A 16,458-nucleotide genomic window follows, 5' to 3' on the forward strand; every position below is an offset into this window, starting at 1 on the left:
GTAGAAAGCTACATTTGTAAGTATTAAAAAGGGTAAGATGAAGATTGCATTAGCGCAGCAGAATTATCATATTGGAAATTTCGAATCCAACGTAAATAAAATTATTGATGCCATAAAGCTGGCAAAGGAAGCCGGAGCAGAACTGGTTGTGTTTTCCGAATTATGTATTTGCGGCTATCCGCCCAGGGATTTTTTGGAGTTTGGCGACTTCATTAATCAATCTTATGCCGCTATTGATTTGGTGAAGGAAGAAGCCGATACAATAGGTGTGTTAATAGGGGCTCCTGCCCGGAATCCGGATCTCCAGGGCAAGGATCTCTTTAATGCCGCCTTTTTATTGTATGATAAGAAGGTACAGGGGGAAGTACATAAAACTTTGTTGCCCACTTATGATGTGTTTGATGAAGGACGTTATTTCGAGCCCGCCTATAGCTGGAACGTATTAGAGTTTAAAGGTAAGAAACTGGCTGTTACTATATGTGAGGATATATGGAATATGGGGAGCAACCCACTATACCGGACTACCCCGATGGAAGAGCTGATCCGGTTTGCACCGGATGTTATGATCAATCTTTCGGCTTCTCCTTACAATTATGCGCAGGATGTGGTGCGCAATAGCATTGTTAAGGCGCATACCTTAAAGTATCAATTGCCAATGTTATATTGTAATACCGTTGGATCGCAAACAGAGATTGTATTTGACGGTGGAAGTCTGGTATATGATGATGCCGGTAATAAAGCAGGGGAGCTGAAATATTTTTCAGAAGACTTTAGAGTGTTTGATCTGGAGCAGCTCGTAAATCAGCAGGCTGCCGGAGAGCAGGATGTGACCGTTTACTATGCCGCTTCTGAGGTAGGTGTAGGAAAAAATATACTGGAATACCTGGCTGATGAAAAAAGTATCGAAGAAATCTATGCGGCCCTGGTATTAGGTATAAAGGATTACTTTACTAAAATGGGCTTTAAGAAGGCCATTATTGGCTCCAGTGGGGGTATCGACAGTGCGGTTACGATCGCTTTAGCAGTAGTAGCTCTGGGCAAGGAAAATGTACAGGCAGTTTTAATGCCGTCTCATTACTCTACCTCTCATTCTGTAAGCGATGCAGAGCAGCTGAGCCGGAACCTGGATAACCCTTATAATATTATTGCCATAAAAAATATTTATGATGCTTTTTTAACTGAGCTGGATCCTCTGTTTAAAGGCCTGCCGTTCAGTGTAGCTGAAGAGAATATACAAAGTCGTACCAGGGGCAACCTGTTGATGGCAGTCGCTAATAAGTTTGGATATATCCTTCTGAATACATCCAATAAAAGTGAACTGGCAACGGGCTATGGAACACTTTATGGGGATATGGCTGGAGGTTTGGGCGTCCTAGGCGATGTTTATAAAACACAGGTATATGCTTTAGCCCGTTATATCAACCGGGAAAAAGAGATCATACCTGAGCATATTATTACTAAAGCTCCATCAGCTGAATTGAGACCCGATCAGAAAGACAGTGATAGCTTGCCCGAATATGATGAATTAGATACCATTCTCTTTAAATATATAGAAGAACGGCAGGGCCCTAAGGAACTTGTTGCGCAGGGTTTTGATGAGATCCTGGTAAAGCGCATCCTTAGAATGGTAAATATGAACGAATATAAACGTAACCAGTTCTGCCCTATCATACGGGTAAGTTATAAAGCGTTCGGTGTAGGCAGGCGTATTCCTATTGTGGCAAAATATTTGAGTTAAGCGCTACTTTATTGACGTGAGGGAGGGGAAACAAGCCGCGCCATTACATTCAAACATAATAGAAAACATCAACACAATTCAGATATGTTGAAAACAGCAGAAGATATAAAGATACTGAACGGCAAAATTGCCGATGCAAGCGGCTTTGTTGATCGTCTTAAACAGGAAGTTGGTCATATAATTGTTGGACAGGCTCATATGCTGGACCGGCTACTAATAGGGTTGCTTAGTAACGGCCACGTACTGCTGGAAGGTGTACCGGGACTGGCAAAAACGCTAACGATCAAATCGCTGGCTACGGCTATACAGGCTAATTTCAGCCGGATACAGTTTACTCCCGATCTTTTACCTGCCGACGTAATTGGTACGCTCATCTATAATCAGCAGCAAAATGATTTTGTGGTGCGTAAAGGGCCGATTTTTGCCAATTTTATCCTGGCAGATGAAATCAACCGGGCGCCCGCCAAAGTGCAATCGGCATTGCTGGAGGCTATGCAGGAGCGACAAGTGACTATTGGTGATAAAACTTACCAACTGGATGAACCATTTTTAGTATTGGCTACGCAGAACCCGTTGGAGCAGGAAGGTACCTATCCTTTACCGGAAGCACAGGTGGACCGTTTTATTATGAAGGTAATTGTACGGTATCCCGAAATGCAGGAGGAGCAATTGATACTGAGATCGAATGTGCAGTCGGTAAAGGCACCCGAAATAAAACCGGTGGTAAATATACAGGATGTACTATATGCCAGAGACCTGGTTCGGGATATTTACCTTGACGAAAAAGTAGAGCAATATATATTGGATATCATTTTTGCAACGCGCTATCCCGGTCGCTATGAGTTAAAAAGACTGGAGCCGCTGATAGCCTACGGAGCTTCGCCCCGCGGCAGTATCAACCTGGCACTGGCGGGCAAAGCAAGAGCCTTTTTAAACAAAAGGGGTTTCGTGATGCCTGAAGATATCAGGAGTATTGCCCATGATGTACTGAGGCATCGCATAGGGCTTACATATGAAGCAGAGGCTGAAAATATAAATGTGGAAAATATTATCGATGAGATCATAGGTAAGGTGAATGTACCGTGAATAGTTGATTAGTTAACTGGTTGATAGGGTTAACAGGTATTACTCCGGATTCAATTGCGAGCTAGGTATCTGTCAACTGTAATCTTAAATATGCGGTCTACTACTGAAATATTAAAGAAAGTTCGTGAGTTGGAAATTAAAAGCAAGAAACTGGCCCGGGACCTGTTCTCCGGCGAGTATCATAGTGCCTTTAAGGGTAAAGGGATGTCTTTTAAAGAAGTGCGTGAATATGCTGCCGGTGATGATATCCGTTTTATAGATTGGAATGTGTCGGCCCGGTTTGGTCATCCCTATAGCAAGATATTTGAGGAAGAGCGGGAGCTTACGGTAATGCTGCTGGTTGACATCAGCAATAGTTCCCTGTTTGGAACTCATTACGGATTTAAAAGAGACCTGGCTACTGAAATTGCCGCAGTGCTGGCTTTTTCGGCAGTGAGTAACGGCGATAAAGTAGGGGCTATCTTTTATAGCGATAAGATGGAACTATATATCCCGCCTAAAAAAGGACGTCAGCATGCTTTATTTATTGTGCGGGAAATATTAAGCCTGGAAGCAAAAGGTAAAGGTACACGGTTGAATACAGCGCTGAAGTATTTTACCAACGCTATCAAACAATCGAGCATCGCCTTTATACTAAGTGATTTTATTGACTCCGACTATGAAGACACGTTACGTGTTGTTGGAAAAAAGCATGATCTGATCGGTATCAAAATATATGATCAGATGGATCAGGCTTTGCCCAACGCCGGTTTGATGCAACTATTGGATGCTGAAACCGGTCAAACGCAATGGCTGGACACAGGTAATGCCTATGTAAGGAAGATATATGAAGAGCAGTTTTTCAATGCTACTGAGTACAGCGTGAATGTATTTAAAAAAGCCGGTAGTGATTTGTTGCATATAAAAACAGGCGATGATTATGTACGGGTGTTACAACGGTTTTTTAAAAGCAGAATTAAATAGTTGATATATAAACAGGAAAAGTTTGAACGGGAAGTTGCTATATAATTCAGGTAATGGAAGAAGCGGGGGATGGATTGTAATTGCTACTATATCTTTTTTGATACTATGGTTTCCTTGTGTCGTGAAGGCCCAGCCGGTAGCAGTACGTGCTTACACTGATAAAAGCAAAGTGTTGTTGGGGGAACCTTTCTGGCTTACACTGGAGGTAAAAACATTGAACGGTGTAAAAGTGGCTCCGTTTAAGGTGGACAGTATACCCCATTTCGAGTTTTTAGTGAGAGACAGCTCGCGTATATTACAACAGGGAGATACCACTTTATACCAGCAATACTTTCAACTAACCAGTTTTGATTCCGGTCGCTGGGTGATTCCTCAATTCACGTTCCGGGCTTTTGTAAAAACAAACAGTGTGTTGGTAGATGTTGCTTTTACCGAAGATTTTGATCCTAAACAACCCTATCATGATGTACAACCTGTAAAAGACGTGCCTTTTAAAATGGATGCGGAGCTGGAACGATGGTGGTATTTTGTTGCCGCATTATTGATTCTGTTAACGCTCATGGTATATTGGATGACCCAGCCGCAACGGGCGAAGCCGGTAGTAAGCGCCGTTTCTCCGGCAGCGGCCTATAAGAGAGCAATGCAAAGTCTCCATGATCTGAAAGCAGATAAGCCGGATGAAAAGTATTTTTACGCGCAGTTAGTAGAAATTTTCAGAACTTATATTTTGGAAAGAACGGGGATCAGTTCGCTGCAGCACACCTCCAATAATCTGGTTGAAAAGATTAAGCCTTTAATGAATGATGAGGTGAAATATGAGAGCCTATCGCAGGTTTTATATTTATGCGATTTTGTAAAATTTGCTAGGTATCATCCCGATGATAATGAAGCCGCATCTGCATTTGAAGTGATTGAAGCGTCGATTAACTATATAGAAGCAGAATTGAAAATACCTGTAAGTAAAACTAAAGTAGAAATAGGTTGATATTTTATGATTTATGATTGGTTGAAAAATATCACTTTTATATGGCCGGAGAATTTTATTCTTCTCGGCATTGTTCCCTTTCTAATATGGCGATATGCAAAAAAAGCTAACCGCGATAGTGGCTCTTTTAAAGCCTCGGCAATTAATTCACAGACTCCGGCAACATTCAAAACCAGGTTCCGGCATCTGCCTTTCATTTTTCGTATACTGTCAATAACATGTTTGATCATGGCCCTTGCGAGGCCTCAATATCAAACTCAAAAAAGCCGCTCAGAAGGTGAAGGCATAGATATTGTGTTGTGTATGGATGTAAGCGGAAGTATGGGAACTACAGATGTACAGCCTTCCCGCTTCCAGGTAGCCAGGGAAGTGGCTATAGATTTTGTAAAGAACCGGCCGGTAGACCGGATTGGCCTGGTGATCTTTGCTGGCGAGAGCTTTACCAAATGCCCTATTACGCCCGATAAGAATACGGTATTGAATCAATTGCAAACATTGAAAATAATGGACGGCGGATACCTGGAAATAGGTACCTTGATTGGCGAGGGCCTGGCTATGTCGGTTAATCGCATCAGTAAGGGGAGCAGTAAAAGCCGCGTGGTTATTTTGTTAACAGACGGAAAAGAGGATGCACCTCCTACACGCATTATAGATCCTGAAATGGCAATGGAGATCGCCAAAGCGAATAATGTAAAAGTTTATTGTGTAGGCCTGGGTTCTGCTACCAGCACCTCGGAGCAGATGGTTAAAGACGTAGCAGGAAATATGGTTCGCAATTATATAGATGAAGCCCTGCTTACCAGGATAGCAACCAGTACCGGGGGGCGATATTACCGCGCCACTGATAAGGCTTCCCTGCAGGCGATTTATGGCCAGATAGACCAGCTTGAGAAATCAAAAGTAGAGATCATCCGGTACAAGCAAATTCAGGAAATGTTTATACCATTGGTACTAGCTGCACTTGCCTTTATTGTAATAGAAGTTTTATTAAAGTATACATTATTTAAAAAGTTTCCTTAATCGGCAAGTTCAACATGATACTTGTTTGAGCCCGTTCAGGATCACTTGCTACCAGCAATATTACCCGCGAATGCATAATGTAATATCGGGAATGTTTTGATTGAAAATACTACTCTAACGATATTGTGGTGATCAACTGAGAGCGCTGCCGCAAGATCATTGTTTCTGCCTTTTTATTTCGGGAAGATGCAGGCATTGCTATGGTTAAAGCCTTGCCAGATGCCTGCGAGTTTGAATGAATATTCAACCTATTACTGAAATAGAGACGGCTGAGATTAAAATAATATGAGAAAAAAATTTTTGTTATTAATTTCATCTTTGTATATTCGATTTGTTAAAGCGATTTAACGTTGTGCTTCGCCGAGTATATTAAACCAAGAAAGGACTTTAAAAATTTTAAACCAGAGAGAGAAATTTAGGTAGAAAACACAAGTTTTTTCAAGGCACTGATTTCCCCCGTTTTTTGATTGCGCGTAATGATTGGATGGATTTCTTTGACCTTTTTGCTAAAACGTTTTTGTTGATCGCTGTAGGTAAGCTACCATGTTCACTTTTTCGTTGCGAAAGAGTACGGGGAGTGGAATGCCCGAGTATATACAATAGATTTTTTATTTCAAACCTTTAACTATTATTAATTATGAGGCTTGTTTGGCTACTTTCATTGATGCTTATTTGTGTCGGCGCCCAGGCACAAACCAAAACCGTTTCCGGTGTTGTGAAAAATGCTGAGAACAACACTGTATTGGGTGGGGTTACTGTTAGTGTGTTAAATAAGGCGCAGGTAAGCACCACCGACAATAACGGGGAGTTTAAAATAGAAGCGACTCCCGGTGATTCCCTTGTATTCTCCTACGTTGGTAAAAAGGAATACCGGGAATTGGTAGGTGAAAAGAACATCCTGGAGATCATGCTATACAACACGGTTGCTGATATGGAGGATGTAACGGTGGTTGCATTTGGTAAACAGAAAAAAGCAAGTGTGGTGGGTGCTATTACCACCGTTAATGCCAAGGATTTACGCGTTCCGGCATCCAACTTAACAAGTGCCTTTGCCGGAAGAATACCTGGTGTTATATCCTACCAGAACACGGGCGAGCCGGGGGCCGATAATGCCCAGTTCTTTGTTCGTGGGGTAACTACTTTTGGTTATCAGGCTTCGCCGCTGATCCTTATTGATGGTTTCGAATCTACCACGGATAATTTAGCACGCCTGCTTCCCGATGATATTGAATCCTTTTCCATAATGAAAGATGCCCTGGCAACATCCTTGTATGGCGCAAGAGGTGCCAATGGAATTATTATCGTTAATACCAAGTCTGGAAAGGAGGGCCCTATCAGTGTTAATGCCAGAATAGACTACAATGTGGCCACGCCTGTGCAAAGAATTAAAACGCTCGGCGGCGTAGATTACATGCGATTGTATAATGAAACCCGGGTATCAAGAGATCCGGTTTTAGGCACCTATTATTCGGAGCAAAAAATTCAGTCTACAGCCGACGGAGAAAACCCAATGATATTTCCTAATATAGATTGGCAGAACGAACTTTTTAAAGATTATACCACAAATCTTAAAGCAAATGTAAACCTGGGAGGTGGAGGTCAGGTGGCTAATTACTATGTATCATTTGGGTATGATAAAGAGTCAGGTCTGCTGAAGGTAGATAACAGGAATAACTTTAATAATAACATCGACATCAATCGTTATTTGATCCGATCAAATGTGGTTTTCAAATTATCCCCTTCCACCAAATTAGATACCAGGTTACAGGGACGATTCGAGTCGTACACTGGTCCGTTTATATCCGCCGGTGATCTTTTCCGAAATGTAATGAACAGCAACCCGGTTGATTTTCCCGCATATTTTGAACCGGATTCTAACAATCTATACACAGACCATATCTTATTCGGCAGCAGTTTTGTTAACGGAGGCTTAAAAGTGAATCCTTATGCGCAAATGATACGCGGATATGAAGACCGCAATGAAAGTACCATTACGGCTCAGGCTACTTTGATGCAGGATCTTGATTTTATCACCAAGGGTTTAAAGTTCCAGGGAAAAGCATCGGCCACTACCTGGAGCAGGTACTCAAGCAGGCGCAGCTATTTCCCTTACCTGTATGATCTGGACAGTTACAACCAGGTTACCAGGGAGTATACGCTCTTTCCTTTAAATCCAACTACCGGGCAGGCTTATTTAGGAGATGTGGTGCCAGGCAGGGATGCCGATGGGCTGTACTATTTTGAGGGCCGGTTAAACTGGGATAAAATTATTGGAGCGCATAATTTTTCATTAATGACGGTGGGCATGATGCAGTCGAAACTACTTACTTCAGGAAACAGCACTTCCGTATACGAAACACTTCCTGAAAGAAACATGGGTAACTCAGGGCGTGTCAACTACTCTTACGATAACCGGTATTTTTTAGAATTTGCGTATGCTTATAACGGTTCCGAAAAATTTACGGGAGAGAAACGTTTTGGCTTTTTCCCTTCAGCCGGGGCAAGCTGGATGGTTTCTAACGAGAAATTCTGGGAATCGATGAAAGATGTGGTAAGCACTTTAAAACTAAGAGGCTCCTGGGGTTTAGTGGGTAATGATGCAATCGCCGGAAGAGCAGGAAGGTTCTTTTACCTATCTGATATATCCTTGGGAGGAGGCGCCTACAGATGGGGCACTTCTTTCATGAATGCCTATAATGGTTTCTCAATAAACCGGTATGCTAATCCGAATATTACGTGGGAACAGTCGGAAAAATGGAATGTGGGTCTCGAAATGAATTTCTTCCGTGAGTCGCTAAAAACTACGGTAGATTTTTTTCATGATGTCAGAAGTAATATATATATGATGAGACAAAACTTCCCGGCTACTGCAGGTCTGGAAGCAGCCATCAGTGGTAATGTGGGAGAAGTGGCATCAAGAGGCGTGGATGCATCAATAGATTATGTAAAGAACGTAGGAGCTGATTGGTATGTAAACCTGAGAGCCAATTTCACCTATGCAACCAATAAGCTTGTTAAAATTGATGAGAAAAATTTTCCCGACCAATACCTGAAAAGATTGGGAAGCAATATCAATCAGCAATGGGGGCTGGTGGCTGAGCGGTTATTTGTTGACGAGTACGAAATAGAGAACTCGCCCAGGCAGGATTTTGGAAACTACATGGCAGGTGATATTAAGTATAAGGACATTAATGGCGACGGAATTATTAATGATAATGACAGGGTTGCATTGGGGTACCCCGCTGTTCCCGAAATTCAGTACGGCTTTGGTGCTACTTTGGCTTATAAAGTGTTCGATATAAATTTCTTCTTTAATGGTAATGCAAGAACTTCGTTCTTCATAGATGCAAGCGCTTCCAGCGGTGGTGATTTTGATGGTATTGCCCCTTTTGCGGGGAGGAGAAATGCATTGGAAATTATAGCAGAGGACCACTGGAGTGAGACCAATCCCAATGTGCATGCTTTCTGGCCGAGACTTTCAACAGACCCTATTGATAATAATATGCGTCAGTCTTCCTGGTGGTTAAGAGACGGTTCCTTTTTGAGATTAAAATCGGTAGAAATTGGCTTCACACCTGATTTAAAAAGATGGAACCTGAAATCGGGCAGCCGTTTATATCTAAGCACAGAAAATTTGTTGGTATTCAGTCCCTTTAAACTTTGGGATCCTGAAATGGGTAGAAGGGGATTAGGCTACCCTCCAAACAGACGATTTAATATCGGGTTTCAGCTAGCACTATAACCAGGAATCGCTTGCGTTATATGTGTGGATAGCAATACAATCAAAGAGATAAAAAGTTACATAAAGCAATCTGGTGAAAGCTTAAAAAATAAAATTTAGCAGATGAAAATTATGAATATTAATACAGGAAAATATTTAATGGGCGCTATGATCGCTGCAGTCATACTCACAGGTTTTTCTTGTAAAAAATACCTGGATGTGGTACCTGACAATACCTTAAAACTGGATAACATATTTAATTTGCGGGAAGATGCCTGGAATGGCCTCGCAAAAGTGTACAGTTATATGCCCCGGGACGGAGATGTGCATTTAACATCGTGGACCTTAGGAGATGAATGGATTGGAAGGCTGGATTATAATAATAATACAGGTAACCTGAGGGGCATGCGCATTATGAGAGGGCTTCAGTCTCAATCAGCACCTCAGCTGGGGTACTGGTCGGGCACACAGGGCGGCAGTCCACTTTACCAGGCTGTAAGACAGGCCGATATTTTCCTGGAAAATATTGGCAAAGTAAGAGATATGACCGAAGTGGAACGAAACGATTGGAAGGCACAGGTCAAAATGTTGAAAGCGTACTACCTGTTTATGCTGGTGCAAAGGTACGGGCCAATTGTATTGCCCACTTTCACCGCAACGCCTGAAACGCCTACAGAAGATTTATTTATTCCCCGCTCAAAAGTAGAAGACTGCTTCAAATATATTTTGGACTTGATGGAGGAAGCTATACCTGCATTGGATGAGCGTGCTGGTGAAAATGAAGTAGGACAAATAGATAGAATTGTTGCCAAGTCGATAAAAGCAAAGGTTTTATTTTTCAGAGCCAGTCCGTTCTATAATGGTAATATGGAATACTATGGTGATTTTGTAAACGAAAAAGGTGAGCCGTTTTTTCCGTTGCAGTATGATAAAGAAAAATGGAAGGCTGCTATAGATGCCTTAAATGATGCTATAACTACAGCCGAAACAAATGGGCATGTAATGTATACTTATACTAAAGAGCCCTACCTGTTTGACCGGGAGGCGTTTCAGAAAAATCCGGCTAATATGAAAAAGCTGTATGATTTACGTATGGTGATTTGCGACCCCTGGAACAGGGAAGTGGTTTGGGGTAATTCCAATATTGATTATTATGGTGGCGGTGAAATACCACATGGTTCTAACATGAGATTGCCTGACGGGTATGGTGACGGTGTTAAAAACGATCCCGGCTTTTCCTGGCAATGGTTAGCAGCCACCTACCAGATGGCTGAACGCTATTACACTAAAAATGGACTGCCAATTGAAGATGATCTGACTTTTAACATGAATACACGGCATGAGCTGACTACTACTCCCGGCGCTTCGAGTGCAGAATATGTTCCTTTAACCGGAATTATGCAACCCGGAACGGAAACCATTAACCTGTATTTAAACCGTGAACCACGCTTTTATGCGAACCTGGCAATAACCGGTGGATACTGGAGAACGCATACCAAACTGATTAAGACAATTATGTATGCTAACAGGGATGGTGGATTCAACTCTTCACAGCATACTACTGATTATTATTGCACAGGTATAGGGGTTAAAAAATTCGTTCATCCTGAATCTCAGTCCGGGGCCTGGCAAAGAACAGTAAAATATCCTTATCCAATTATAAGAATGGCGGACCTCTATTTAATGAAAGCAGAAGCATTAAATGAGTATTCTGGTCCGAGTGCAGAAGTGTATGCCCAGATCAATAAAATACGCCAACGAGCTGGTGTGCCTGATATAGAGACAGTTTGGTCGAACCCAACTTTAGCCAGAACGCCTAACAAACACCTGACTAAAGAAGGATTGCGTGACATCATTTTACAGGAGCGTGCTGTAGAACTCGCTTTTGAAGGACAGCATTTCTGGGACATGTTGCGTCATAAACGTGCACCGGGTGCTTTCTCTGTACCGATATATGGATGGACACATACAGGTACCACGGGAACCAGCTTTTTTGTGTTGAACGTAAAGCAAGAGCGCCGCTTTACCATAAACGATTGTTTATGGCCCATCGATTTAAATGAGATGAATACCAACGGAAAATTAATTCAAAACCCGGGCTGGTAACCAAAATTATATAACGGTTTATAAAAATTATTATCATGATGCAACGCCTTTATTTATTATCATTGGCTGTTCTACTAACCATTGCCTGCAAGAAAAAGGATCGCCTTCAATCCTCACAGGATGACAAAACCCCTCCGGGAAAAGTTACACTGAAGACTTATAAGCCTTTATACGGCGGAGCCAGATTTTTTTACACAGTGCCTGGAGATCAGGACCTGCTGGGAGTAGAGGCCGTTTATACCAAGGCAGATGGTAAGTCCTTTACCTTTATGTCGTCTTACTTTGTAGATTCATTGGATGTGTATGGATTTGGTAATGTGAGTGAGCATAAAGTAGCATTATATGCTGTAGATAGAGCCGGAAACAGGTCGGAGCCGCTGGAAATCCCGGTTACGCCGTTAGAGCCAGCTTACTCAAGGGTGGCAGAGACTATTGTAGCCAAGCCTGGATTTAGTTCCTTTTTCCTGGATTGGGTAAACGAATTAGAGCAGAATATAAACGTGTATGTTGATTATGAATTTAGATTAAATGGTGAAGCCAGGAAGCTGACCACGGTTTTTTCCTCTAATTTATCGGAAGACAGACGATTTATCAATGATTTAAAACTTGGAACCACCGAACCGGTAAAAGTATCAGTTAGGGTAGAAGATATATACGGCAACATCACCCAAACCATTGATAAGGGGAGTTTAAACCTGCTGGAGGATGTGGAGCTACCTAAACGCAACTGGTCCCTTCCTGCTCCTAATGACTCAATCGGCGGTGTACCCATGGTTTTTGGAGATGGTCTTGAAGGCCGAAATGCAAAAGTTATTGATGGCATTATAGACAGAGGTGACAATTTAAATTTTCTTCATACAGCCGGACGTGGCCGGACCGGCAGGGCTCAGGACGGAAACATGCCCTGGAACTTCATAATCGAACTGGGAGATTACTATGAGATCAGCAGGATTGTTACTGTACAGCGACATTCAGGCGGATTGGCAAATGTGAGCCGGGGACAATATTACCGCTATGAAAATGTAGGAATTTACAAAGTGTACATTTGGGATGATGTTAAGCAGGATTGGGAATATGTTACAGAGCATAAAGTAGTGGAGCCAACAGGTTTGACCGAGCTCGAGTTTGTTAAGAAAGGTGAGGCAGGGGATATGGCTTATATGTATCCTGACAATCCCAGATATACCAAACGAACCAAGCGCTTTAGATTCGAAGCCTATAAAGGTTTTGGAGGTAATTACACTTTAGACGACGCCAACTGTCTTTCCGAAATAACATTATTTGGTAAACGTTCCAATTGATTCCTGTAACGAACTCAAATTTCTTTAAAATGAACAACTATAAATTTTTGCTGCTGTTTCTTGTGATGGGTATAGTTACTGTGACTGCCTGTAGCAAGATGGATGAAAATTTTAAAAAGTATGCTGGTGAAACAGTTTATCCCGGAAAATTTGACACCATTGTAGGTCGTGTAGGATATGAGCGCCTGGAAATAGATCTCATGAAAGCAGGCCGCATTCGGGCAAGTGATATGAAACTAGGCAAAGCTGTTAAGAGCGTTGTCGAATATGACGGAAAGACGATGACCATTGATACGCTGGCCTCATGGATCAATATTACCGGCCTTACCGAACCTAAGCTATACAGGATAAAAGCTTATACAATGGACGATGCCGGAAACAAATCGGTACCGCAGGAAATAGCGCTAATCCCTTTTTCCAAGGGAGATAAAGCTAATTTAACCGTTCCCCCACCGAAAGTGGTAGCTACGCCTGATGCAGTAGCTTTAACCTGGCCCGGCGGGCTATCGTCGGTGCTATTGGATTATTATGGTTTAAAATACTCCTACAAAGATAAGAACGGAGTGACCCGTGAGGGTGTGGCGCAAAACAATCCTGTTATTGTAATGCAAAACGTGAAGAAAGGAGAATTGAATACTATTAATATCAGCTTTAAGATTATCCCTAAAGTAAACGGAAATCCTATAATAGACACTGTCTGGTTAGATCAGGAAATATCTGTGCAGGTGCCACTGTCGGTTACTCCTTATTTTGGTATTGAGCAAACGCTTGGCGCAAGTATTACGGTAAGCCGGGATAATGATGGGGGACCCGGATCCAGGGAAGGATCTTTGAAATTGATAGATTTTGATTACAAAACGAAACTCTACATGGGCAGCTACACTCCCCAGTTTTGGATGCAGCAAGAGTTGTTTGCGCCAGCAGCAGTTAACTCTTACATGTTGTCTACGGGAGATGACGCGCCAGACCGCGATCCCAAATCCTGGACATTGTCGGGGTCTAATAATGGTGTTGATTGGACAGCGGTTGATACACGTACCGGAGAAATGTTTAGCCAGCGCAGCACCTACCGGATCTTTGACTTTACAAACACTGTATCTTATAAGTATTACCGCTTGGCCGTGACTCAGAATAATGGAGCGGGGGCCTTCCAGTTAGGTGAGTGGAGGTTGTTCACGAAATAGCAGGAGTATCAATGATAAAAGAAGCCCGGCATTTCTAAAGTGCCGGGCTTCTTAATATAAAAAGAGCCCATGGTTTTAAATCATGGGCTCTTCATAGTTTAATTTTTTTTATTAAAATCCCCTGTACTGACCTTCGAGGAATTTGTTGGCCTCTGTTTCTTTAAACCGCGCGTTTTTACCATCCCAATTCAAGGTTGTATTGGGGAATTGCGCAGCTATAACGCCTAATAATATCACCTCAGTCAATTTTGCTGAGTAAGAAAAAGGAGCGCTGCATTTGGCTTTGCCCAGGCAGGCATCTACAAACTCGTGGTAATGCTTCTGCCCTTCTACGTCATAACTTACGGTTGGTTTACCCGCCTCATTTTTGGTGTCATACTTTTTAATGTCAATGGTTTGATAGGCGCCATTGATAATCAGTTTGGGAAGTTGCATGAAATGAGGTAGTAAAAGGCGCTGGCCGTTTTCGCCGATAAACATGGCGCCCTGATCAGGCAACTGCTCGCCATTCGGAAGTTTTAATTCTTCCTGAGGTTCCGGCGCTCCCTTACCATCGTACCAAACCCATTCTAACGTTTTAGCAGTATAGGGTGTGCCAGGGAAAACATAAACTACATGGTTGTTTTCGGGATGGCCGAAACCATTAGGTGCGCGGCATTCGTTCTTCACAGTTAACGGCACTCCCAGTTTCAGCGCATTGTAGGGTGTGTCGAAAATATGAACGCCCATATCGCCTAAAGTTCCACAGCCATAATCCAGGTATTTGCGCCAGTTACCGGGATGATAAAATCCTTTTTTGTAAGGACGTTCCTTTGCGGTCCCCAGCCAAAGATTCCAATCCAGTCCTTCCGGTACCGGATCGCTTCCTTCCGGTTCAGTTCCATCGTATCCCCATACTTTGGGAGACCAGGCGATTACTTTTTTAACTTTCCCGATAATACCTTTTTGAATGAGAATAGTGGCTAATTTATAATCATAAAACGAATGTACCTGGATGCCCATTTGTGTAACCAGCTTTTTCTTCGCCGCAACCTGTTCCATTTTGCGCGACTCGGATATGTAGTGCGTAAGAGGTTTCTGGCAGTAAACGTTTTTATTCAGCTCCATGGCCATCAGTGATACAGGCGCGTGAGCGTGATCTGGTGTTGATACTACAACGGCATCTATTTCGCTGCCAATGCTTTCAAACATTTTTCTGTAATCAGTAAAAATTTTAGCGCCGGCATAAGAGCCTTTTACTGCGTTTATTTTATTCATATCCACATCACAAAGCGCTATTACTTCTACCGCAGGGTGCGAGGCAATATCCTTTAAGTCGGCGGTGCCCATCATGCCTAGCCCAACCTGGGCAACTCTCAGCTTTTTAGTTCCTGATGCCAGTGAAGACAAGGGCAGCATAAATGCTAAACTACCGGCTGCTGTAGTTTTTATAAAATCAATCCTTTTCATCAGTTTGTTTTTTGTTTTTAATAATGGCTTTTGTTACTGATATTTATTTAAGTGGTTTTACTTTTATGTTTCTGAACCATAAAGAGCTGCCATGATATTGCAGGCCTATATATCCCGTTTTAAATTTGCCGTAATCAGCGCTTTTAGCCCATTTGCCGGCCTGTTTGCGGGCCTGCCAATCTTGAGAATCAGGATCAAAGCTTACAATTTTAACGCCATTTAACCAATGTTCAATGCGGCCGGGCGCCACAACGATTTTTGTAGTATTCCATTGGCCGGCGGGATGCAATACTTTTTTGCTCTCATCTGCGGGGTGCATGGCATAATCGGCGCCGGTCTTTTGCCAATCCTGTAATTGTTCAGGATTTTTTGCGCCAAACTGGGCGTTATAATCCTTTAAATTACTATGCATTTGTGCATAATTTTCATCATCGATAAGCTGGTATTCGGGCGAAATGCTGGATGGACCGCCATGTCCTTCTTTTACATGATAAAAAATACCACTGTTGCCTCCTTTTCCTATTTTCCAATCTATCGTCAGTTCAAAATATTCAAATTCCTGCCCGGGAAAAATGATGTCACGGCTGCCTTTATAAGAAACATCATTTACTTTTTCGTTGACCTTGTCGTTGTCCACCCAAAGCATATTATTGCTTAGTATCCAACCCGGAGGTAATGTTTTGGCCCCGTAGCCCCTCCATTGGGAAGCATTTTCTTTGCTCAGCAAATTGATGGTTTTGTTTTTTTGCGCGAGCGCACTAAAAGCATTACTTACAAAAAGAAGAGAAATCCATATTACAGGATTTAAGAGTTGTTTAAATTTCATATTAACTGGCACTAAATTCTTAATAGCAAAGAGTTCAGACCGAACTTTTATTTGTAACCTGTTAAAAATAGCAAACAAT

The 16,458-nt window shown here is 42.3% G+C and carries 11 protein-coding genes; 9 read left to right on the plus strand and 2 right to left on the minus strand.

The features are described 5' to 3' along the window. The first annotated feature begins 37 nt into the window (after positions 1–37). From U0035_RS17305 to U0035_RS17345, 9 genes are all read left to right on the plus strand, one after another. Positions 38–1,738: an NAD+ synthase gene (locus tag U0035_RS17305; protein WP_114792453.1), complete on the plus strand. Its 1,701-nt coding sequence runs from the start codon at positions 38–40 to the stop codon at positions 1,736–1,738. A gap of 84 nt (positions 1,739–1,822) precedes the next feature. Next, a complete protein-coding gene (locus U0035_RS17310) occupies positions 1,823–2,824 on the plus strand; it encodes an AAA family ATPase (RefSeq protein WP_114792454.1) in 1,002 nt (333 codons plus the stop codon). Positions 2,825–2,914: 90 nt separating this feature from the next. After that, complete coding sequence (locus U0035_RS17315) at positions 2,915–3,787, plus strand: DUF58 domain-containing protein (RefSeq protein ID WP_114792455.1); 873 nt, start codon at positions 2,915–2,917, stop codon at positions 3,785–3,787. Positions 3,788–3,809: 22 nt separating this feature from the next. Then, the gene (locus U0035_RS17320) at positions 3,810–4,772 is read left to right on the plus strand and encodes a hypothetical protein (protein WP_114792456.1); all 963 of its coding nucleotides are present in this window, start codon (positions 3,810–3,812) and stop codon (positions 4,770–4,772) included. A 6-nt stretch (positions 4,773–4,778) separates the two neighbouring features. Continuing rightward, positions 4,779–5,792, plus strand: a complete 1,014-nt coding sequence (locus tag U0035_RS17325; protein WP_114792457.1) for a vWA domain-containing protein — start codon at positions 4,779–4,781, stop codon at positions 5,790–5,792. 637 nt (positions 5,793–6,429) lie between these two features. Further along, on the plus strand, positions 6,430–9,534 hold the full coding sequence (locus U0035_RS17330; protein WP_114792458.1) for a SusC/RagA family TonB-linked outer membrane protein: 3,105 nt from the start codon (positions 6,430–6,432) through the stop codon (positions 9,532–9,534). A 102-nt stretch (positions 9,535–9,636) separates the two neighbouring features. Further along, on the plus strand, positions 9,637–11,619 hold the full coding sequence (locus U0035_RS17335; RefSeq protein WP_245957805.1) for a RagB/SusD family nutrient uptake outer membrane protein: 1,983 nt from the start codon (positions 9,637–9,639) through the stop codon (positions 11,617–11,619). Positions 11,620–11,654: 35 nt separating this feature from the next. Next, entirely contained in the window at positions 11,655–12,920 is a 1,266-nt protein-coding gene (locus U0035_RS17340) for a DUF4959 domain-containing protein (RefSeq protein WP_114792459.1), read from the plus strand. A gap of 29 nt (positions 12,921–12,949) precedes the next feature. After that, positions 12,950–14,104 carry a DUF4998 domain-containing protein gene (locus U0035_RS17345; protein WP_114792460.1) on the plus strand — a complete coding sequence of 385 codons (1,155 nt, stop codon included), beginning with the start codon at positions 12,950–12,952 and terminating at the stop codon, positions 14,102–14,104. Positions 14,105–14,215: 111 nt separating this feature from the next. Here U0035_RS17345 and U0035_RS17350 read toward each other — a convergent pair whose 3' ends face one another. Continuing rightward, complete coding sequence (locus U0035_RS17350; protein WP_114792461.1) at positions 14,216–15,553, minus strand: Gfo/Idh/MocA family protein; 1,338 nt, start codon at positions 15,551–15,553, stop codon at positions 14,216–14,218. Positions 15,554–15,596: 43 nt separating this feature from the next. Next, complete coding sequence (locus tag U0035_RS17355; protein ID WP_114792487.1) at positions 15,597–16,379, minus strand: 3-keto-disaccharide hydrolase; 783 nt, start codon at positions 16,377–16,379, stop codon at positions 15,597–15,599. Positions 16,380–16,458: the final 79 nt, after the last annotated feature.

It is taken from the genome of Niabella yanshanensis (genome assembly GCF_034424215.1).
Lineage (GTDB): Bacteria > Bacteroidota > Bacteroidia > Chitinophagales > Chitinophagaceae > Niabella > Niabella yanshanensis.